A 19,294-nucleotide genomic window follows, 5' to 3' on the forward strand; every position below is an offset into this window, starting at 1 on the left:
CGGAGAAGAAGGGCGAGAAGGCCGAGGGCAAGGCGAAGGCCGACCGCAAGGACAAGCCCGCCGCCAACCGCTCCTCGGACCGCAAGCCCACCTACGCGAACAACCTCGACGGCTGGATCCGCGAATCCCTCGCCATCATGAAGGACAAGGGCATCCCCGGCTCCTACGAAGGCCTGCACCGCAACATCATCCGCGAGTCCGCGGGCGACCCCAAGGCCATCAACGACTGGGACATCAACGCCATCAACGGCGTCCCCTCCAAGGGACTCCTCCAGGTGATCCCCCCGACCTTCGACGCCTACCACGTCAAGGGCACCCCCAAGGACATCTACGACCCCGTCGCCAACATCACCGCCGCCGCCAACTACGCCGCCGACAAGTACGGCTCCATGGACAACGTCGACAGCGCGTACTGACGGCCCCCTCGCGGCCCACCGGCACACCCCCCGCCGGTGACCGGGCGACACCCGCCGAAGGCCGGCACCCACCAGGTGCCGGCCTTCGGCCGTGCCCACCGCCGGGCCCGCTCAGTGCGGCCCGGCCGCCTCCGTACCGCAGGGTCCGCCCCCGGCACTCCCGGCGAGGGAGAGGTCCCGGCCGTCCAGGCTCAGCGGCCGGTGGAAGCGGGCGGCGGCCGGGGCGGACGTCACAGCCCCGGGCCGCTGTCCGGCAGTACCTGCTCCGCCCAGATGATCTTCCCGCCGGCCGAGTAGCGGGTGCCCCAGCGGCGGGCCAGCTGGGCGATCATGAACAGCCCCCGGCCGCCCTCGTCGGTGGTACGGGCGTGCCGCAGCCGGGGCGAGGTGCTGGTGCCGTCGGTGACCTCGCAGGTCAGCACCGACTGCCGGATGAGCCGCAGCCGGATCGGCTCGCCCGCGTACCGGATGGCGTTGGTCACCAGTTCGCTCACGATCAGCTCGGTGGTGAAGGCCATCTCCTGGAGCCCCCACTGCTCAAGCACCTCGGCGGCCAGCGCCCGCGCCCGCGCCACCTCCGCGGGGTCGGCGCGCAGCTCCCAGGTGGCCATCTGCTCCTCGCTCAGCCCGTGCGGGCGGGCCAGCAGCAGGGCGACATCGTCGGTACGGGCCTGGATCCCCATCCCCGCGAGGACGTCGTCGGCGGCGTCCTGGAGGTCGGTCCTGGCCCCGGCGAGCGCGGTCCGCAGCCGGGCGGTCGCCTCGTCCAGGTCGGTGTCGGCGGCGCGCAGCAGCCCGTCCGTGTAGAGGACCAGGGTGGCGCCCTCGGGCAGGGCGAACTCCACAGCCTCGAAGGGCAGCGCGCCGACGCCGAGCGGGGGCCCGGCGGGCAGTTCGGGGAAGGTGACGGTGCCCTCCGGCGAGAGCAGCGCGGGCGGTACGTGACCGGCCCGGGCGACGGTGCACAGACGGGTCGCCGGGTCGTGCACCACGTACAGGCAGCGGGCGCCGACCGCGGCGGTGGCCGCGCCCTCGACCTCCGGTTCCCCGGACTGCTCGTCGGCGACCCTGAGCACCAGGTCGTCCAGGTGGGCGAGAAGCTCGTCCGGCGGCAGGTCCATGTCGGCGAGGGAGTGCACCGCCGTGCGCAGCCGCCCCATGGCCGCGACGGCGTGGATGCCGTGGCCGACCACATCGCCGACGACCAGGGCGACGCGCGCGCCGGAGAGCCTGATCACGTCGAACCAGTCGCCGCCGACGCCCTCGTGCGCGGTGGCCGGCACATAGCGGTGGGCGATCTCCACCGAGGGCGGCACCGAGAGGATCTGCGGGAGCAGGCTGCGCTGGAGGGCCAGGGCGGTGCGGTGCTCGCGGGTGTAGCGGCGGGCGTTGTCCAGGCAGACCGCGGCGCGGGAGACGAAGTCCTCGGCCATCGACAGATCGTCGGGCTCGAAGGGGTCGCGGCGGTCGGAGCGGCAGAAGGTGGCGAGTCCGAGCACCTTGCCGCGGGCCCGCAGCGGCACCGCGAGCAGCGAGCGCACCGGATAGGTCAGCTGGACCGCGCTGCGCTGGGGATCGTGGCCGAGCCAGGAGAAGTCGCTGTCCGGGCCGGGCACCCGGAGCGTCCGGCCCTCGTGCATCGCCCGGCTCATCGGGGAGTCCACCGGGTAGTACGGGGCCGTGCCCAGCTCGGTGACGATGTCGGCGTTGCCGGGCCGCACGCTGAGGTGGGCGATCCGGCGCAGCTTGCCGCCGGAGTCCGGACCGGGTGTGCCGGCCGGTTCCTCGCTGCGCAGCACCGGTTCCAGGAGATCCACCACCGCGAAGTCGGCCATCCGGGGGACCGCGACCTCGGTCAGTTCCTCCGCGGTGCGCTGCAGGTCCAGGGTGGTGCCGATCCGGCTGCCGGACTCCATGAGCAGGTCCACGCGCTGCCGGGTCCGCCAGCGCTCGGTGATGTCGACGGCGGTGTAGCAGACACCGAGCACCCGCCCCTCGGTGTCGTCGAGCCGCAGGCAGGAGGTGGAGAAGGCGTGCTCGCGGTGCGGGTCGGCGGGGACGTAGCCGCGGTACTCGAATTCGCCCACCGGCTCCCCGGTCCGCAGCACCTCCCGCAGCCGCCCTTGGAGCACCCCGGGGTCGAGGTCCGGCAGTACCTCGGCCATGGTGCGGCCGAGGCGCCGCGCGCAGTCGGCCCCGGACATCGCGTCGAGGGCCGCATTGGTCCAGACGTAGCGCAGCCCGGGGTCGAGCACGCCGATGCCGAAGGGCGCGTTGCGCAGGAAGCGCTCCACCACCGAGTGGCTGGTGCTCCACCAGGGGTTGCGGGCCATGTCCACCGCGGAGAGGTGCCAGTGGCGTCCGCCGTCCGCCGTCAGCGCGGTGGCCTGCACCCCGAGGACGAGCGTGCGGCCGTCCCGGTGCCGGGCGCGGAGCACCCCGGTGGGCTCGGGGACCGGGTGCCGCGCGTTCAGGGCGGTACGCAGGGCGCCGCCGTTCTCGCCCTCGGCGAGGAGTTCCGCGACCGGCCGCCCGAGGACGTCCCGCGCGCGCAGGCCGAGCAGTCGGGCCGCCGCCTCGGACCAGCCCGTCAGCACTCCGCTGTCGTCGCAGACGGCGGTGGCTGTTCTGGGCAGATCGAAGGGGGCGGCCGGCTCTCCGCCGCCCTTGAGGCCGGGCATGGGCAACCCTTTCGGAGGCAGATGCCCCAATTCTCCGGCCTGCCCGGCCTCGCTGCCACCTCCGGCCGGTCCCCCGGCCCGACCACCGCTTCCCCGCCCCTCGAAGGCGCCGCTCTCACGGTGCGTACCCGCCGCGTACTCTCTGCGACCGCTCTCCGGGGGCAGGCGGCCGAGCGGATCAGACAGGTCAGGCGGATCAGACGGGTCAGGCAGGTCAGGCGGATCAGGCCGAGATGCGGGCCTCCTCGGGGGTGACCGCGTGGGCGAAGGGGCGGCCGTCGACGTAGCGGGCCAGTTCGTCGGCGGCAGCGGCGGCCATCCGGTGCAGCTCGGTGCCGAGGGAGCCGGCCACATGCGGGGTGAGGACGACGTTCGGCAGGTCGTACAGCGGTGAGTCGGGCGGCAGCACCTCGGGCACGGTCACGTCGAGGACGGCTTCCAGGCGCCCCGAGACCAGTTCCTCGGTCAGCGCCTCCTGGTCGACGAGCGAGCCGCGGGAGGTGTTGACGAGGGTGGCACCGGTCGGCATCAGGGCGAGGCGCCGGCGGTCGAGGAGGTGCCGGGTCTCGGGGAGTTCGGGCGCGTGCACGCTCACCACGTCGCTCGCGGCGCAGAGTTCGTCGAGACCGGCGGAGCGGGCGCCGAGCCGGGCGGCCTCCTCCGCGCCCACGTACGGATCGTGCAGCAGCAGTTCGAGGTCGTGGGCGCGCAGCAGTTCCAGGACCCGGCGGCCGATCCGGGAGGCGCCGACGACACCGACCGTACGGCGGTAGTTGCCCGCGCGGCCGTAGGCGGCCTGCCAGTCGTGGGCGGCCCGGCGGCCGCGGTAGTCCTCGCGCAGCCGCAGGATCTGCTTGTTGGCGAGCAGCACCGCGGCGACCGTGTACTCCGCGACCGGCAGGGCGTTCGCCCAGGCCGCGGAGGTGACATCGATGCCGCGCTGCCAGCAGGCCTCGGTGATGTGGTGCTTGACCGAACCGGCCGCGTGGATCACCGCGCGCAGCCGGGGCGCGCGGGCGAGCACCTCCTCGTCCAGCGGCGGGCAGCCCCAGCAGCTGACGATGACCTCGGTCTCGCGCAGCGCCTCGACGGCCCGCGGGGTGTGGAAGTCGTCGGCGACGAAGCCCGGGTCGAGGTCGGCGAGGCTGGTCAGCCTGCGCATGGTGTCCGGGTCGATGAGCCGTCCTGCGAGGTCGGCGTGCATGGCGAGCAGGGCCCGCGGGCGCCGTCGGCCGCCGGGCGCCGCGGCGGGCGCGGGCAGCGGGAGGGGGCTGTGCACGGAGGTCTCCCGTGGAGGATGGGGGTGGGCCGCGGAGGTCTCGCGGGTGCCGGTCACTTGACGCTCCCCGCGGTCAGCCCGGCCTTCCAGAACCGCTGGAGGGCGAGGAAGGCGACGACGAGCGGGACGACGGCGAGCAGCGAACCGGTCACGACCAGCGGGTAGTACTCGGGGAAGGAGCGGGTCTGGGTGTTCCACGAGTAGAGCCCGAGGCTGACCGGGAAGAGCTTGGTGTCGGAGAGCATCACCAGCGGCAGGAAGAAGTTGTTCCAGATCGCGGTGAACTGGAACAGGAAGACGGTCACGAAGCCGGGCATCACCATCCGCAGCCCGATCGACCAGAAGGTGCGCAGCTCCGAGGCGCCGTCCATGCGCGCGGCCTCCAGGACCTCGCCGGGTACGTAGCCCGCGCAGAAGACCCGGGCCAGGTAGACGCCGAAGGGGTTCACCAGGGAGGGCACCAGGACCGCCCAGTAGGTGTTGACCACGTCCAGCTCGGAGGCGAGCAGGTACATCGGCAGGGCGAGGGCCGTGGTGGGAACGAGGACCCCGAGCAGGACGAGGCCGAAGAGCTTCTCCTTGCCGGGGAAGTCGTAGACGTGGAAGGCGTATCCGGCGGCCACGCAGACCAGGGCGCACAGCAGGGCGCCGAACCCGGCGTAGAGCAGGGAGTTGAGGTACCAGCGGAAGTAGACGCCGTCGCCGGTCTCGGCGAGTCCCGCCAGGTTGTCGCCGAGGTTCCAGCGGGCGGGGGTCAGGGTGCGGCCGCCGAGCAGGTCCCCGGTGTTCTTCGCGGCGGCGGTCAGCAGCCAGAGCAGCGGGAAGAGGGTGTAGACGGTGGCGAGCACCAGGGCGCCGTTGACCGCGGTCTTCGACAGCGACCAGGGGCGGCGCCCGGGGGCCGGGGCGGGCGGCGGCAGCGGGCGGCTGCGGCGGCTCGACCGCACGGGGGCGGTGGTGCTCATGTCCGGGCCTCCTTCGCCTTGGCGGAGCGGCCGCCGAGGCGGGTGACGGCGAAGGAGAGCACGGCGGCGGTGAGCGCGAGCAGCACGGAGGCCGCGGCGGCCAGACCGTAGTCGTTGCGCTCGAAGGCGGCGGTGTAGGCGTACATATTGGGCGTCCAGGTGGTGACGACGCCGGGGGCCGCGTCGTGCAGGATCATCGGCTCGGTGAAGAGCTGGAGGGAGCCGATCACGGTGAAGAGCCCGACCATGGTCAGGGAGGCGCGGATCAGCGGGACCTTGATGCTGAGGGCGGTCCGCAGCGGTCCGGCGCCGTCGACCACGGCGGCCTCCAGGACCTCGCGCGGGATCGCCTGGAGCGCGGCGAAGAAGATGATGAGGTTGTAGCCGGTCCACTCCCAGAGCGCGATGTTGACGACGGCGGGCACCGGCTGGCCGAGCAGGTCGATCCGGTACCCGGCCGAGTCCAGCGCGCCGATCACCGGGCTGACGCCCGGGGTGTAGAGGTACATCCAGATCAGCGCGGCGATGATGCCGGGCACCGCGTGCGGCAGGAAGAGCGCGAGCTGGAAGAAGCGCCGGGCCCTGGCGAGCGTCGAGTCCAGGAGCAGCGCGAGGACCAGGGAGAGGCCGATCATCAGCGGGATGTAGAGCACGCAGTACTGGGCGAGGGTGAGAAAGCCGTCCCGGAAGGCCTCGTCCGCCAGGGCCCGCCGGTAGTTCCCGAGGCCGGTGAACGCCTTCTCCACGCCGCCGAAGCCGAGCCCGGAGCGCTGCTCGCGGTAGAGGCTGAGGTGGATCGCGTAGCCGATCGGCACCAGGGTGCAGGCGGTGAACAGGAGGAAGAAGGGGGCCAGGAGCAGCAGCGGCGCCCCGAGGGGGCCGCGGCGGCGCCGGGGGGCCGGACCCTCGGTGAGGGGGGCGGCCATCAGCGGCTCACCTCGATGCCGCGGTTCCTCAGTTCCCTCTCGGTGTCCCGCTGGGCGCGCCGCACGCTCGCGAAGAGGTCGCCGCCGCTCTTGAGCTCGGCGAAGGAGTCCTTCAGGGAGTTGTTGGTGACGCCCATGACCGGGCCCCAGGTCCACCGCTCGTTGATGGACACGGCGCCCTTGCGGTGGAGGGCGTAGACGTCCTGCCCGCCGAGGAAGCCGGTCTTGAAGGCCTTCTGCGCGACCGGCACCAGGGCGGGCGCCGCCGGGTACGCGGAGGAGGTGCCGGTGGCGATACGGGCCTTGAACCCGGCCGCGGTGGTGGTCGCCCACCTGGCGAACTCCACGGCGGCCTCGGCGTGTTCGCTGTCCTTGGCGACGGCGAAGGTGGTGCCGCCGACCATGCCGCTGGCGGGCTTGCCGTCCCAGCTGGGCAGCGGGGCGGCCCGCCACTTGCCGGACTGGTCGGGGACGGTCTCGCCGAGGACACCGGCGCCCCAGCTCGCGCCGAGGTAGCCGACGGTCTGGCCCTTCTGCAGCGAGGCGGTCCACTGCTGGGAGAAGGAGGGGGTGACCCGGATCAGGTCGTCGGAGATGAGCCGCTGCCAGAAGTCGGCGGTCCTGCGGGTGGCGCTCTGCTGGAAGTCGACCTTCCAGGAGTCCTTCCCGGTCTCGAACCACCGGGCGCCCGCCTGCCAGGCCATCGCCTCGAAGGCGCTCGCGTCGTCCGGGAAGAAGGTGGCGATACGGGCCTCGGGGTCGGCCTTCTTGATCTTCTCGGCGTCCGCGCGGAACTCCTCCCAGGTCTTCGGCGGGCTGGTGATCTTCGCCTTCTCGAAGACGTCCGCGCGGTAGTAGAAGGTCTGCGGCGCCACGTCCAGCGGCAGCGCCCACTTCTTGTCCCCGAGCGTGGTCAGCTCCACGGCCTGCGGCAGGTACTGCCCCTCGACGTCCGGGGTGACGTACTCGCTGATGTCCCGTACGGCGCCCTGGCTCACGAAGTCCGGCAGCTGCGGGTACTCGACGTTGAAGACATCGGGGGCATTGCCCGCCTTCACCGCGTTGGAGAGCTTGGCGTAGCCGCCCGCGTTGCCGGAGGGGATCTCCTTGTAGTCGACCTTGATGTCCTTGTGGGAGGCGTTGAAGGCGTCGACGACCTCCTTGGTGCCCTTGGCCCAGCCCCAGAAGGTCAGGGTGACCGGCTTGCCGTCACCGGCGGCCGAATCCTCGGAGCCGCCGCAGGCGGAGAGCGTCAGGCACAGGGCGGCCGCCGTGGCCACGGCGGCGGTGAGCACTCCCCGGCGGGAGGCCCGAGAGGAGGAAGAAGACGCAGAGGACACAGCACGGCTCCAGGGGATTCACGAACGCCGGCAGTCCCTCGGCGCTCCGGAAGGCGAAGTCAGGCTTGAATTGACCGCCATCCTGAAGCTCACATCGATCGACGTCAAGGTTTCACGATCAGATGATCTGAAATGATCAGACAACAATCCCGTCACCTCTCGCTCAGAGGCTCGTTTCCCGCTGGACAACAGCGCTTATCAGGGAGGTTGCGGGCTGCTATCGTCAGATCAACTCGATCGTTTGATCGCTTACGCCGGAGTGTGCCGCCCGCTTCCCCACCCGCACCGCACCCCTCCTGACCGGCGCGGACACCGGCGGCGCCCGGACCGTCCGACAAAGGAAATGATCCATGCGGCTGCCCCCCGAGGACCGGAAGCTGAGCCCGTACACCGGCTGGACCAGAAGCCACTGGGAGGCGGCGGCCGACGCGATGCTCGCCGCGGTCGCCCCGCACGCCACTCCCGGCCAGGCACTGATCAACCTGCCGGGCCCGCGCCCGAGTTGGTCCGGACCGCGCTCCGACGGCCTGGAGGGGTACGCCCGCACCTTCCAGCTCGCCGCGCTGCGCGTCGCGGGCGCCGGGGGCGAGGACCCGGCCGGTCTCCTCGACCGGTACGCCGCGGGCCTGGACGCCGGCACCCGGCACCCCACCCGCGCACCCGAGCTCACCGGCGGTGACGGCGAGTCCTGGCCGGTGATCACCGACCGCGGCCAGCCCATGGTGGAGGCCGCCACCGTCGCGCTCGCCCTGCGGCTCACCCGCCCCTGGCTGTGGGACCGGCTGGACGACGGCGTCCGCGAGCGGGCGGGCCGCTGGCTCGCCGAGGCGCTGCACCGCACCCCGCACGAGAACAACTGGTGGCTCTTCCCGCTCGCCGTCGGCGGCTTCCTCGCGGAGGCGGGCATCGAGACCGTGGCGGCCGAGGCGGCGGTCGCCCGCGGCCTGGAGAAGATCGACGGCTGGTACCTCGGCGGCGGCTGGTACACCGACGGCCGCCCCCGCGCCTTCGACCACTACAACGGCTGGGCCATGCACCTCACCCCGGTGCTCCACGCCCACCTGGCCCGGGACACCGCCCTGACGGCGCGGTACGGCGAGCGGCTCGCCGCCTATCTGGACGCGTACACCGGCATGTTCGGCGGCGACGGCGCCCCGGTGCACCAGGGGCGCTCGCTGAGCTACCGGTTCGCCGCCGCCGCGCCGCTGTGGGCCGGGGCGCTGACCGGGCGGACCCCGCTGGCGCCGGGCGCGACCCGCCGGATCGCCTCGGGGGCGCTGCGCTACTTCCTGGACCGGGGCGCGCTGGACGCCGAGGGCCGCCTCACCCTCGGCTGGCACGGCGCCCACCCGCCCCTGGTCCAGCCCTACTCGGGCCCCGCCTCGCCGTACTGGTCCGCCAGCGGCTTCCTCGGCCTCCTGCTGCCGCCGGACCACCCGGTGTGGACCGCGACCGAGGAGCCGGGACCCGCCGAACTCGCCGACACGGCAAGGGGGTTGCCCGAACCGGGCTGGCTGCTCCAGTCCACCGCGGCGGACGGGATCGTACGGCTGCACAACCACGGCAGCGACGACCAGCCCGCCGCCGAGGTGGCCCCCGACAACCCGCTCTACGCCGCGCTCGCCCACTCCACGGTGACCGGTCCGACCGAGGGGCTCCCGGACAACCACTTCGGGCTGCGGGACGGGGACGAGGTCAGCGAGCGCGGCCGGATCGAGCCGCTCGGCGCGGGCCCGGGCTGGGCGGCCTCGGCGCACACGCCCCGGCTCGGCGGCCGCCCCCTGCCCGGGGTCCGGGTCACCTCGCTGAGTCTCGCGGACGGCGCCGAGGAGGTGCGGCTGCACCTGGTGTCCGGGGCCGCGCCCGACACCCCCGTGGTGTGCGGCGGTTGGGCACCGGCGGGCGAGGAACTGCGGACCGGCGCCGAGGACGGCACCGCCTGGGTGCGCACCGCGGACGGGACGCACAGCGAGCTGCGCGGGCTGCTCGGTCTCGCCGGGGCCGAGGTGCGGACCACCGCGTCCGGTACCGCCTTCGGCCCGCGGGCGGCGGTGCCGGTGCTGCACGGGGCGACCGGGGCGGGCGGGAGCCTCTTCCTCGCCGCGCTGCGGCTGACCGGCGCCGATGCGCGGGACACCGGGGAGCGGCCCCGGGTGCGGGTGACACCGCGGCCCGCGGGCTGGTCCGTACGGGTGGACTGGCCCGGCGGCGGCAGCCACCGCGCGGAGGTCGCCGCGGGCTCGGTACGGGTGGCGCACTCCCCCGCGCCGCGGGCCGAGCCCGGCGGCTGAGCAGAGACTTCCCGGGCGCTCCCTCGGGCCCGGGGCTCCTCGGGTCTCCGGGGCGCCTCGGACCTGCGGGGCCTCAGGCCTGCCGTGCGCCCCGGACCGGCTCGCCGCAGGAGGCGCGCAGCTTGAGCGAGGGCAGCAACTCGACGTGCTGGACCGGGAGTTCACCGGGGGCGTCCAGGCGGCGCAGCAGGGCGTCGAGGGCGGTCGCGCCCACCGCCCGCTTGGGCGGCGCCACCGCGGTCAGCGGTGGCGCGGAGAGCGAGGCGAAGACGTCGTCGTAGGAGATGAGGGCCATGTCCTCGGGCACGCTGAGGCCGAACGAGCGCAGCAGGGGCGGGAGTTGGATGGCGTCCTGGTCGTTGTGGACGAGCAGGGCGCGCGCTCCGGAGGCGGCGGCCTCGGCGATCCGGGCGGCGACCTGCTGCCGGTCGACCGCGGAGCGGGGGTCGGCGGCGCTCGGCGTGTCGATCACCGGCGCCCCGCGCAGGCCGAGTTGCTCCACCGCCTGGGCGTAGCCCGCGCGCACCTCGTAGGCGGTACGGGTGTCGTCGCGGGCGGCGAGCAGCACCGAGCGGTGGCCGAGCCCGGCGAAGCGGCGCAGCGCGAGCAGGACGCCGTGCCGGTGGTCGGAGCAGACCGCGTCCAGCTCGGCGGCCGGGCTCGCGGGCGCCGCCCTGCGCTCCACCAGGACGGCGGGCACCGGCAGTTCACCGAGCCAGTCGCTCTCGTCGAGGCCGGTCCCGGGCTTCCAGTTCGGGGTGAGCAGCAGCCCGTCCACCGCCGATTCGAGCAGCCGCTCCACCTGGGCGCGGTCGTCGCCGGAGTCGTAGGGGGCGATGCCGAGGACCACCCGGGCACCGGCGGCCGCGGCGGCGGCGCTGGCGCCCGCGACCACCTCGTCGAAGTAGGAGCCCAGCGTCGGCACCAGCATGCCGATCAGCCGTTCGGCGCCGCCCCCGGCGGTCGCGGCGGCGCCCTCGGGCAGCGCGACCGCCCCGTGGGTGCGCACCAGCCTGCCCTCGTCCGCCAGCGCGGCGACATCCCGGCGCACGGTGACCGCCGGGATCTCCAGGCGGCTCGCCAGATCCACCACCCGTACGCTGCCGAGCCCGCGTACGGCTTCGAGGATGCGCCTGCGACGGTCCTGCGCCGAACTGCTCATCGGGCCCCTTCCGTGGTCTTCGCCGAGCCGCGGTCCCCCCGCCGCTCGCCGCGCTGCCGGGGACGATCCTGCACCGCTCGTCCTGACGACCGGCAGCCCGGGTCAGACAAGATACCCGATCATTTGCCCGTCGTTTGATCGCTTACCGATCGACTTGGTCAGAACCGTTGACTCGATCGAATGGCCGATTTTACGTTGTGGGACATTCACCGTCCCCTCCCTCCGGGAGTCCCACCATGCTGCTCTCCCTCAGACGGGCCGCGGTGGCCGGCCTCGTCCTCGCGGGCGCGCTCGCCGCCCCCGAGGCCGCCGGCGCCCCGGCCGCCGCCGACCGCTACCTCGACTGCTCGGCCGCCACGGCGGGTTCCGGCACCGAGCAGAGCCCCTGGAACAGCCTCGCCCAGGCGAACGGCCACACCTTCGGCCCCGGCGACCGGCTGCTGCTCAAGCGCGGCGCCACCTGCGAGGGGACCCTGAAGCCGAAGGGCTCGGGCAGCGCGAAGGCCCCGGTCCGGCTGGCTCCGTACGGCGCGGGATCCGCCCGGCCGGTGGTCGCGGGCCGGGCGGCCGGCACCGAGAAGGCGGCGGTGCACCTCTACAACGTCGAGCAGTGGGAGATCTCCGGCATCGAGATCACCTACCGGGACACCGGCGCCACCAAGCGCGAGCGCAACGGCCTCCTGGTGGAGATCGAGGACCTGCCGGACGGGGTCGGCAGCCACTACCGGGTGGACGACGTCTATGTGCACGACGTGAACGGGGACGCCACCAAGCAGAGCAACGGCATCCAGTTCCGGGTCAGCGGCACGAGAACCCCGACCAACTTCGACGACGTCCTGGTCGGCGACTCCCGTATCTCCCGGGTGGACCGGGAGGGCCTGACCAACTACAGCACCTGGATGTGCCGCCCGGAGTACGGCACCGGGGACGGCTGCGGCAGCAAGGTGAACTGGCGGGCCAACACCCGGATCGTCTTCCGCGGCAACACGATCGACGACACCGGCGGGGACGGGATCGTGGTGCGCGCCGCCGAGAAGGCGCTCGTGGAGCACAACACCGCCTACGACCTCGCGATGCGGCCGATGGGTGCCAACGCCGGTATCTGGACCATCAATTCGGACCACACCACGATCCAGCACAACGAGGTCCACCACGTCCGGCGGCTGAAGGACAACAACGACGGCATGGCCTTCGACGCCGACTACGGCAACAAGGGCGCCCTCTTCCAGTACAACTACAGCCACGACAACGAGGGCGGCTTCATGCTGTTCTGCGGGGCCTGCGGGGCGGGCTCCAGCGCCACCGGCACGGTCGTGCGCCACAATCTGAGCGTCGGGGACAAGAGCCGCTGGCTGTTCGCGGTGGGCGAGAAGGACGCGCAGGTCCACCACAACACCGCCTATCTGCCGAAGGGTTCGACGACGGCGATCATCCAGCAGGGCGCCGGTTCCTCCCTCACCCGGCTGAGCGGCAATGTCTTCCACAACCTCGGCTCCGGCGGCTACACCGGCTTCGGCGACAGCACCTACCGGCCCGGCGACTTCACCTGGCGCGGCAATGTCTTCTCCGGCAACCACCCGGCCAATGAGCCCGCCGACCCGCTGAAGGTCACCGCCGACCCCCGCTTCGTGCGGCAGGACGGGCGCGAGGCCGCCGACTACCGGCTCGCCGAGGGCTCCCCCGCGCGGGGCGTCGCACCGGTGCTCGCGGACGGCGGCAAGGACTACTTCGGCACCCCCCTGCCGCGGATCTGCCACCCCGACGCCGGTTTCCACCAGGCGAGCACGGTGGACGACGCCCAGTGCACCCCCGGCACCCTGATCCGCAACGGCGGCTTCGAGACCGGCTCGCCGAGCCCGTGGACCACCTACGGCGGCACCGCCCTCGACCCCGGCGCCCACCGAGGCGGCGGCGCCGTGCGCACCGGCCGCTCCCCGGCAGCCGCCGAGCAGGTGGTCGCGGTCGAGCCCGGCACCACCTACCGGCTCACCGGCTGGGGCCGCGTCTCGGCCCCGGGCACCGAACTCTCCCTCGGCGCCAAGTCCTACGACGACCAGGGCTCGACCGCACGCACGGCCTTCACCGGCACCGCGTACCGGGAGGGCTCGGTGCGCTTCACCACCGGGCCGGACGCGAGCACCGCGCGGATCTACTGCTATGCCCGCAGCGGCGAGGGGAACGGCTTCTGCGACGACGTCCGTCTGGTGGCGGAGTGAGGGCGGGGTGCCGGTGAGCCGTTGACAGCAAGCAAGCCCCACATCCCCCGTACCTACAGGGGGTTTGGGGCTTGTCCGCCGTCAACGGCCGGGACCGGCCTCACAGCACGTGCGCCGCATACCTCTCCGCCGTCTCCGCCAGGACGGCCGCGCCCTCGCGCTCCCACTGGCCCTCGTTGAAGATCTCCACCTCTACGGGGCCGGTCCATCCGGCCGCGGTGACCGCCGCGTGGAACCAGCGGAAGTCGACGCTGCCGTCGCCGAGTTGACCGCGGCCGAGCAGTACCCCGGCGGGCAGCGGGGTGATCCAGTCGGCGAGCTGGAAGGAGGCCAGGCGGCGGCCGGCGCCGGCCCGGGCGATGTCCTCGCCCACCCGGTCGTCCCACCACAGGTGGTAGGTGTCGACGACGACGCCGACCTGCTCGGCGGGGAAGCGCTCCGCGAGGTCGAGTGCCTGGCCGAGGGTGGAGACCACGCAGCGGTCCGCGGCGTACATCGGGTGCAGCGGTTCGATCGCGAGGCGCACCCCGGCCGAGGCCGCGTAGGGGGCGAGGACGGCGAGGGCGTCCGCGACCCGCTCCCGGGCGCCGTGCAGATCCCGGTCGCCCTCGGGCAGGCCGCCGCTGACCAGGACCAGGGTGCCGGTGCCGAGCGCCGCCGCCTCGTCCACCGCGCGCCGGTTGGACTCCTCGGCGGCGGCCCGGGCGGCCGGGTCCCGGTCGGTGAAGAAGCCGCCGCGGCACAGGCTGGTGACGGTGAGCCCGGCCTCGCGCACCAGCCGGGCCGCCGCCTCGACCCCGTACTTCTGCACCGGCGCCCGCCACAGGCCGACGCCGCCGATGCCCGCCCGGGCGCAGCCCTCGACCAGTTCGGGCAGCGACCACTGGCGGATGGTCTCCTGGTTGATGCTGAGGCGGGAGAGGTCGGGCGGGTTGCTCATCGGGGTACTCCGTGGACGTGCAGCAGGGCGGACATCCGCGCCTCGGCGAGCCCCGGATCGGGGAACAGGCCGAGGGTGTCGGCGAGTTCGTAGGCGCGGGCCAGGTGCGGCAGGGAGCGGGCCGAGTGCAGCCCGCCGACCATGGTGAAGTGGGACTGGTGGCCGCCGAGCCAGGCGAGCAGGACCACGCCCGTCTTGTAGAAGCGGGTCGGCTGCGCGAAGAGGTGGCGGGCGAGCGGGGTGGTCGGGTCGAGGAGGGACCGGAAGCGCTCGGCGTCCCCGGTGTCCAGGGCCCGTACCGCCTCGGCGGCGAAGGGGGCGAGCGGGTCGAAGACGCCGAGCAGGGCGTGGCTGAAGCCCTGGTCGTCGCCCGCGATCAGCTCCGGGTAGTGGAAGTCGTCGCCGGTGTAGCAGCGCACCCCGACGGGCAGCCGCCCGCGCAGGGCGATCTCGCGCTCCGCGTCGAGCAGCGAGACCTTGATGCCGTCCACCTTGTCGGGGTGCTCGGCGAGCACGGCGAGGAAGGACTCGGTGGCCGCGTCGAGGTCCGCCTCGCCCCAGTAGCCGTCGAGGTGGGGGTCGAACATCGGCCCGAGCCAGTGCAGGATCACCGGTTCGGCGGCCTGGCGCAGCAGGGAGCCGTAGACCTTCAGATAGTCCTCGGGGCCCTGGGCCGCGGCGGCGAGCGCGCGGGAGGCCATCAGGACGGCCTGGGCGCCGCAGCCCTCGACGAAGGCGAGCTGCTCCTCGTAGGCGGCGGTGACCTCGGCGAGGGTGTGCGGTCCGGGGCCGAGCTGGTCGGTGCCGACGCCGCAGGCGAGCCCGCCGCCGACCGCGCGCGCCTCGGCGGCCGAGCGCCGGATCAGCTCCTTGGCGCCCGCCCAGTCCAGGCCCATGCCCCGCTGCGCGGTGTCCATCGCCTCGGCCACCGCGAGGCCGTGGCCCCACAGATGGCGGCGGAAGGCGAGGGTGGCGTCCCAGTCGACGGCCGCCGGGTCGTCGGGGCCGGTGTCGGCCAGCGGGTCGGCGACCACATGGGCCGCGGAGAAGACCCGCCGGGAGGCGAGCGGCGGTCCGCCGGGGGCGAGGGTGAGCGCCCGTCCGCCGGGCCGGTAGTCGCGCAGGGAGCCGTCCGGCGCCGGGAGTCGCAGGGTCACAGGGTCAGCTCCGGTACGTCGAGGCGGCGGCCCTCGGCCGAGGAGCGCAGGCCGAGTTCGGCGAGCTGCACCCCGCGGGCGCCCGCGAGCAGGTCCCAGGACCAGGGCTCGTCGAGGACGACGTGGCGCAGGAACAGCTCCCACTGGGCGCGGAAGCCGTTGGTGAACTCGGTGTTGTCCGGGACCTCCTGCCACTGGTCCCGGAAGGACTCGGTGACCGGCAGATCGGGGTTCCACACCGGCTTGGGGGTCGCCGAGCGGTGCTGCACCCGGCAGTTGCGCAGCCCCGCCACCGCGGAGCCGTGGACGCCGTCGACCTGGAACTCGACCAGTTCGTCGCGGTTGACGCGCACCGCCCAGGAGGAGTTGATCTGGGCGACGGCGCCGCCCGCCAGCTGGAAGACGCCGTACGCGGAGTCGTCGGCGGTGGCCTCGTAGGGCGCGCCCCGCTCGTCCCAGCGGCGCGGGATGTGGGTGGCGGTGAGCGCCTGCACGGTGGTGACCCGGCCGAAGAGCTCGTGCAGCACGTACTCCCAGTGCGGGAACATGTCGACCACGATGCCGCCGCCGTCCTCGGCGCGGTAGTTCCAGCTGGGGCGCTGCGCCTGCTGCCAGTCGCCCTCGAAGACCCAGTAGCCGAACTCCCCGCGCACGGACAGGATCTCGCCGAAGAAGCCGCCGTCGATCAGGCGCTTCAGCTTGAGCAGGCCCGGCAGGAAGAGCTTGTCCTGGACGACGCCGTGCTTGACGCCCGCCTCGTCGGCGAGCCGGGCGAGGGCGAGGGCCCCGGCGAGCGTGGTGGCGGTGGGCTTCTCCGTGTAGAGGTGCTTGCCGGCCGCGATCGCCTTCTTGAGCGCCTCCTCGCGGGCGGCGGTGACCTGGGCGTCGAAGTAGATGTCGATGCTGTCGTCGGCGAGCACGGCGTCCAGGTCGGTGGACCACTCCCCCAGGCCGTGCCGCCCGGCGATCTCGCGCAGCGCGTGCTCCCGCCGCCCGACGAGCACCAGCTCCGGCCAGAGGGTGTCCCCGCCGCCGAGGTCCAGCCCGCCGTCCTCGCGCAGGGCGAGCAGGGACCGGACGAGGTGCTGGCGGTACCCCATCCGGCCGGTCACGCCGTTGAGGGCGATACGGATCGTTCTGCGCGCCATGTCTGGACCTCACTCACCCGATAGAAAGCGCTTTCTACGTGCGTACGCTAACCCTTCGCGCAGCGGTGGACAAGCGTGGGGGCGGAGGCGGGCGGCGCGGAGGCGCGCGGGGCGCCCGAGGCGCGGAGAGGCCGGCCGGCGGCACGGTTCCCCGGCCCGGGGCAGGGGGACCCAGACCCCGAGGCCCTTAGGCCCCGAGGTCCTGCTCCGCCCAGACCACCTTCCCGGTGGCGGTGCGGCAGGAACCCCAGCTGCGGCAGAGCATGTTGATGAGCTGCAGGCCGCGGCCGCCCTCGTCGCTCACGTCCGCGTGCTGGATCTGCGGCAGGTCGGGGCCGCTGTCGGAGACCTCGACCACCAGGCGTTCGCCGCGCAGCAGCCGCAGCTGCCCGGGGCCCTTGCCGTAGCGCAGCGCGTTGCCGACCAGCTCGCTGACCACCAGCTCGGTGACGTCGGCCAGCTCGTCGAGGCCCCAGGCGGCCAGCTGCTCGGTGACCCGGCGGCGGGCGGTGGAGGCGGCGGTGCCGTCGCCCGGCAGCTCCCAGACGCGCAGCTCGGTACCGGCGGGCGGGGCCTGGCGGGCGACCAGGAGCACCGCCTCGTCGAAGCGGGACTCGCCGGTGGGCGCGGAGGCGAGCAGACCGCCCTCGTCCAGGCGCCCGATCGCCAGGTCCTCGGCGGCCTCCCGCAGGCGCTCCAGCTGGATGTGCACATCGTCCTCACGGGTCTTCACCAGCCCGTCCGTGAAGAGCACAAGACGGCTGTCCGGCGGCACCGGCACCCGCAGCGGGTCGTACGGGATCACGCCCGCCCCGAGCGGCGCGCCGACCGGGACCGGCAGGAAGGCGGCGGCGCCGGACTCCTCGCGCAGCAGGGGCGGTGGGTGGCCCGCGCTGGCCAGGGTGTAGCTGGAGTCGGCGGGGTCGTAGACGGCGCACAGGCAGGTGGCGACCTGTTCGTCCTCCAGGTCGCGGGTGGCCAGCTCCAGGCGGGCGAGCACCCGCTCCGGCGCCATGTCGAGCATCATCAGGGTGCGGGCGACGGTGCGCAGCCGCCCCATGGTGGCCGCCGCGGGCAGCCCGTGGCCCATCACGTCGCCGACCATCAGGGCGGTGCGGCCGCCCGGCAGCGCCATCACGTCGTACCAGTCGCCGCCGACCCCGCGGGCGTCCATGGCGGGGGCGTAGTCGGCGTGCACCCGCAGGCCCGGGGTGTGCGGGGTGGCGCGCGGCAGCAGGCTGCGCTGGAGGGTGACCACGTGCTCGCGCTCGCGGCCGTACAGGCGGGCGTTGTCGATGAACACCGCGGCCTTGGAGGCGAGTTGCTCGGCGAGGGCCAGGTCGGTGGTGCTGAAGGGCGGGCTGCCCTGGGCGCGGACGAAGTCGGCGGTGCCGAGGAGGACTCCGCGGGCGATCAGCGGGACGGCGAGGTAGCTGTGCACGCCGGTGCGGCGCATCTTGTCGGCGGCGCTGTCGGTCGGGGCGACCCGGTCGAAGTCCTCGTCGGCCATCCGGCTGACCAGGACCGGCTTGCCCTGCCGCAGGCAGTAGCGGTGCAGCAGGGTCTCGCGCTTGCGCTCGGTGCGGATGATGGTCTCGCCGACCGGGGTGGGCTCCAGGGAGGCGAGGGAGTCCACCGCCTGGACCGCCATGGCGCGGCTGTCGGGGATGCCCGCGCCGGTCCAGCGGGCGCCCTCCTCGCCGCGCAGCACCGCTTCGAGGAGGTCGACGGCGGCGGCGTCGGCGAACCGGGGCACGATGAACCGGGCCAGCTCCTCGGCGGTGCGCTCCAGGTCGAGGGTGGTGCCGATCCGGGTGCTCGCGAGGTTCAGCCAGGCGAGCCGGGAGCGGGTGGTGAACTGCTCGGTCCCCGCCCCGCGTCCGCGCCGGAAGCGCAGGCTCCGGCCGGTGGAGTTGTGGGTGGTGGAGGCGTTCTGCGCGGCGAGCCGACTGGTCAGTCGCCGATTGCGGCTGCCGCCGTTCACCGTCCTGTCCTCCCCGTCACTGTCGCGGGCGCCCCCGCCCTACCGAGTGTGCGCCCGAACCGGCGTGGATGCCCGCCGTGCCCGGCGGGGCCTTTCGGTACGCGGACACTCATCGTAACCGCGCCACCCGGAAGTGATCCCCCGGCTGCACGGCGGGATTCCCGCGGATACCGGGCCGCGGGCACCGGGCGGCAGGCGCGGGCCACCGCGGTGGTACCCCGCTCAGGCCGCCTCGTACCCGCTCTCCAGGGACTCCTTGAGCCGCGCGAGGGTCACCCGCATCGTCCCGCGGTTGTGGGCGGACCGGTCGCGTACGCCGCTGACCAGGGTGCTGATGACCCTCATCAGGGGGCCGCGCTGGTCCACCCAGGTCTCGGTGACCTCGGTGGAGCGGCCGTCCGCGGTGGGGGCGAAGGCGTAGCTCCACTCGGCGACCGGCAGGCCCACGCCCCGCACCTCGAAGGTGAACCGCCGACCGGGCTCGGCGGCCGTGACGACGCACCGGGTCGACCAGGGGAGCCGCCGGGCGACGGCGTTGCGCCCGGTGAAGCGGTCGCCCGCCTGGAGCCCGGCGGCACCGACGTCCTTCACCCGGGCGCCGGTGCACTCGGGGCTCCAGCGGCCCATGTCGCCGACGTTCGCGACGGCCCGGTAGACGGCCTCCGGGGGCACGGCGATACGTATCGACTCCGAAACCGGCTGCTCCATGGATGCGGTCCCTTTCCTTCCTCGGCCGCGGTGGCCCCGCTCTGCCGCCGCACAGGTGACGCGGCCCCCGAAGGCTCGCCC

Annotated in this window: 15 protein-coding genes; 4 read left to right on the forward strand and 11 right to left on the reverse strand. The window is 73.8% G+C overall.

Annotation, left to right across the window (positions count from 1 at the left end):
• Positions 1-416 (forward strand): transglycosylase SLT domain-containing protein (locus HFV08_RS28460; protein ID WP_168543330.1); only part of this gene is annotated, 416 nt, incomplete at its 5' end.
• Positions 417-646: 230 nt separating this feature from the next.
• Here the strand turns inward: HFV08_RS28460 and HFV08_RS28465 are convergent.
• The 5 genes from HFV08_RS28465 to HFV08_RS28485 form a co-directional block, all read right to left on the reverse strand.
• Positions 647-3,097 (reverse strand): SpoIIE family protein phosphatase, encoded by a 2,451-nt coding sequence (locus tag HFV08_RS28465; protein ID WP_168543331.1) that lies wholly within the window; start codon positions 3,095-3,097, stop codon positions 647-649.
• A gap of 223 nt (positions 3,098-3,320) precedes the next feature.
• A complete protein-coding gene (locus tag HFV08_RS28470; protein WP_168543398.1) occupies positions 3,321-4,301 on the reverse strand; it encodes a hydroxyacid dehydrogenase in 981 nt (326 codons plus the stop codon).
• Positions 4,302-4,429: 128 nt separating this feature from the next.
• On the reverse strand, positions 4,430-5,341 hold the full coding sequence (locus tag HFV08_RS28475; protein ID WP_168543332.1) for a carbohydrate ABC transporter permease: 912 nt from the start codon (positions 5,339-5,341) through the stop codon (positions 4,430-4,432).
• Entirely contained in the window at positions 5,338-6,267 is a 930-nt protein-coding gene (locus tag HFV08_RS28480; RefSeq protein ID WP_168543333.1) for a carbohydrate ABC transporter permease, read from the reverse strand. The genes HFV08_RS28475 and HFV08_RS28480 overlap by 4 nt, the downstream gene beginning before the upstream one ends.
• Positions 6,267-7,547, reverse strand: a complete 1,281-nt coding sequence (locus tag HFV08_RS28485) for an ABC transporter substrate-binding protein (protein ID WP_312885869.1) — start codon at positions 7,545-7,547, stop codon at positions 6,267-6,269. The genes HFV08_RS28480 and HFV08_RS28485 overlap by 1 nt, the downstream gene beginning before the upstream one ends.
• On the opposite strand from HFV08_RS28485, the gene HFV08_RS28490 reads away from it, so the two are divergent.
• Positions 7,540-7,743 (forward strand): hypothetical protein, encoded by a 204-nt coding sequence (locus HFV08_RS28490; RefSeq protein WP_168543329.1) that lies wholly within the window; start codon positions 7,540-7,542, stop codon positions 7,741-7,743. The genes HFV08_RS28485 and HFV08_RS28490 overlap by 8 nt on opposite strands.
• A 214-nt stretch (positions 7,744-7,957) precedes the next feature.
• A complete protein-coding gene (locus HFV08_RS28495; RefSeq protein ID WP_168543335.1) occupies positions 7,958-9,898 on the forward strand; it encodes a DUF2264 domain-containing protein in 1,941 nt (646 codons plus the stop codon).
• A gap of 73 nt (positions 9,899-9,971) precedes the next feature.
• Here HFV08_RS28495 and HFV08_RS28500 read toward each other — a convergent pair whose 3' ends face one another.
• On the reverse strand, positions 9,972-11,060 hold the full coding sequence (locus HFV08_RS28500) for a LacI family DNA-binding transcriptional regulator (protein ID WP_168543336.1): 1,089 nt from the start codon (positions 11,058-11,060) through the stop codon (positions 9,972-9,974).
• Positions 11,061-11,296: 236 nt separating this feature from the next.
• On the opposite strand from HFV08_RS28500, the gene HFV08_RS28505 reads away from it, so the two are divergent.
• Positions 11,297-13,276 carry a right-handed parallel beta-helix repeat-containing protein gene (locus tag HFV08_RS28505; protein ID WP_168543337.1) on the forward strand — a complete coding sequence of 660 codons (1,980 nt, stop codon included), beginning with the start codon at positions 11,297-11,299 and terminating at the stop codon, positions 13,274-13,276.
• A 100-nt stretch (positions 13,277-13,376) separates the two neighbouring features.
• Here the strand turns inward: HFV08_RS28505 and HFV08_RS28510 are convergent, their stop codons facing one another.
• The 5 genes from HFV08_RS28510 to HFV08_RS28530 all read right to left on the reverse strand — a co-directional run bounded on the left by HFV08_RS28510 (position 13,377) and on the right by HFV08_RS28530 (position 19,213).
• Positions 13,377-14,216 (reverse strand): sugar phosphate isomerase/epimerase family protein, encoded by an 840-nt coding sequence (locus tag HFV08_RS28510; RefSeq protein WP_168543338.1) that lies wholly within the window; start codon positions 14,214-14,216, stop codon positions 13,377-13,379.
• Positions 14,213-15,373, reverse strand: a complete 1,161-nt coding sequence (locus HFV08_RS28515) for a dihydrodipicolinate synthase family protein (RefSeq protein WP_168543339.1) — start codon at positions 15,371-15,373, stop codon at positions 14,213-14,215. Before HFV08_RS28515 ends, HFV08_RS28510 begins: the two co-directional genes overlap by 4 nt.
• Complete coding sequence (locus HFV08_RS28520; protein ID WP_168543340.1) at positions 15,370-16,521, reverse strand: Gfo/Idh/MocA family protein; 1,152 nt, start codon at positions 16,519-16,521, stop codon at positions 15,370-15,372. Before HFV08_RS28520 ends, HFV08_RS28515 begins: the two co-directional genes overlap by 4 nt.
• A gap of 187 nt (positions 16,522-16,708) precedes the next feature.
• On the reverse strand, positions 16,709-18,505 hold the full coding sequence (locus HFV08_RS28525) for an ATP-binding SpoIIE family protein phosphatase (protein ID WP_168543341.1): 1,797 nt from the start codon (positions 18,503-18,505) through the stop codon (positions 16,709-16,711).
• 222 nt (positions 18,506-18,727) lie between these two features.
• Positions 18,728-19,213, reverse strand: coding sequence for an SRPBCC family protein (locus tag HFV08_RS28530; protein WP_168543342.1), 486 nt, complete (start codon positions 19,211-19,213; stop codon positions 18,728-18,730).
• Positions 19,214-19,294 lie beyond the last annotated feature (81 nt).

The sequence above is a fragment of the Streptomyces physcomitrii genome (genome assembly GCF_012273655.1).
Classification (GTDB): domain Bacteria; phylum Actinomycetota; class Actinomycetes; order Streptomycetales; family Streptomycetaceae; genus Streptomyces; species Streptomyces physcomitrii.

Coding starts and splice junctions, on each gene's coding strand:
- HFV08_RS28465 (WP_168543331.1), bottom strand. CDS start 3,097: ATGCCCGGCCTCAAGGGCGGCGGAGAGCCGGCCGCCCCCTTCGATCTG.
- HFV08_RS28470 (WP_168543398.1), bottom strand. CDS start 4,301: ATGCACGCCGACCTCGCAGGACGGCTCATCGACCCGGACACCATGCGC.
- HFV08_RS28475 (WP_168543332.1), bottom strand. CDS start 5,341: ATGAGCACCACCGCCCCCGTGCGGTCGAGCCGCCGCAGCCGCCCGCTG.
- HFV08_RS28480 (WP_168543333.1), bottom strand. CDS start 6,267: ATGGCCGCCCCCCTCACCGAGGGTCCGGCCCCCCGGCGCCGCCGCGGC.
- HFV08_RS28495 (WP_168543335.1), top strand. CDS start 7,958: ATGCGGCTGCCCCCCGAGGACCGGAAGCTGAGCCCGTACACCGGCTGG.
- HFV08_RS28500 (WP_168543336.1), bottom strand. CDS start 11,060: ATGAGCAGTTCGGCGCAGGACCGTCGCAGGCGCATCCTCGAAGCCGTA.
- HFV08_RS28505 (WP_168543337.1), top strand. CDS start 11,297: ATGCTGCTCTCCCTCAGACGGGCCGCGGTGGCCGGCCTCGTCCTCGCG.
- HFV08_RS28510 (WP_168543338.1), bottom strand. CDS start 14,216: ATGAGCAACCCGCCCGACCTCTCCCGCCTCAGCATCAACCAGGAGACC.
- HFV08_RS28520 (WP_168543340.1), bottom strand. CDS start 16,521: ATGGCGCGCAGAACGATCCGTATCGCCCTCAACGGCGTGACCGGCCGG.
- HFV08_RS28530 (WP_168543342.1), bottom strand. CDS start 19,213: ATGGAGCAGCCGGTTTCGGAGTCGATACGTATCGCCGTGCCCCCGGAG.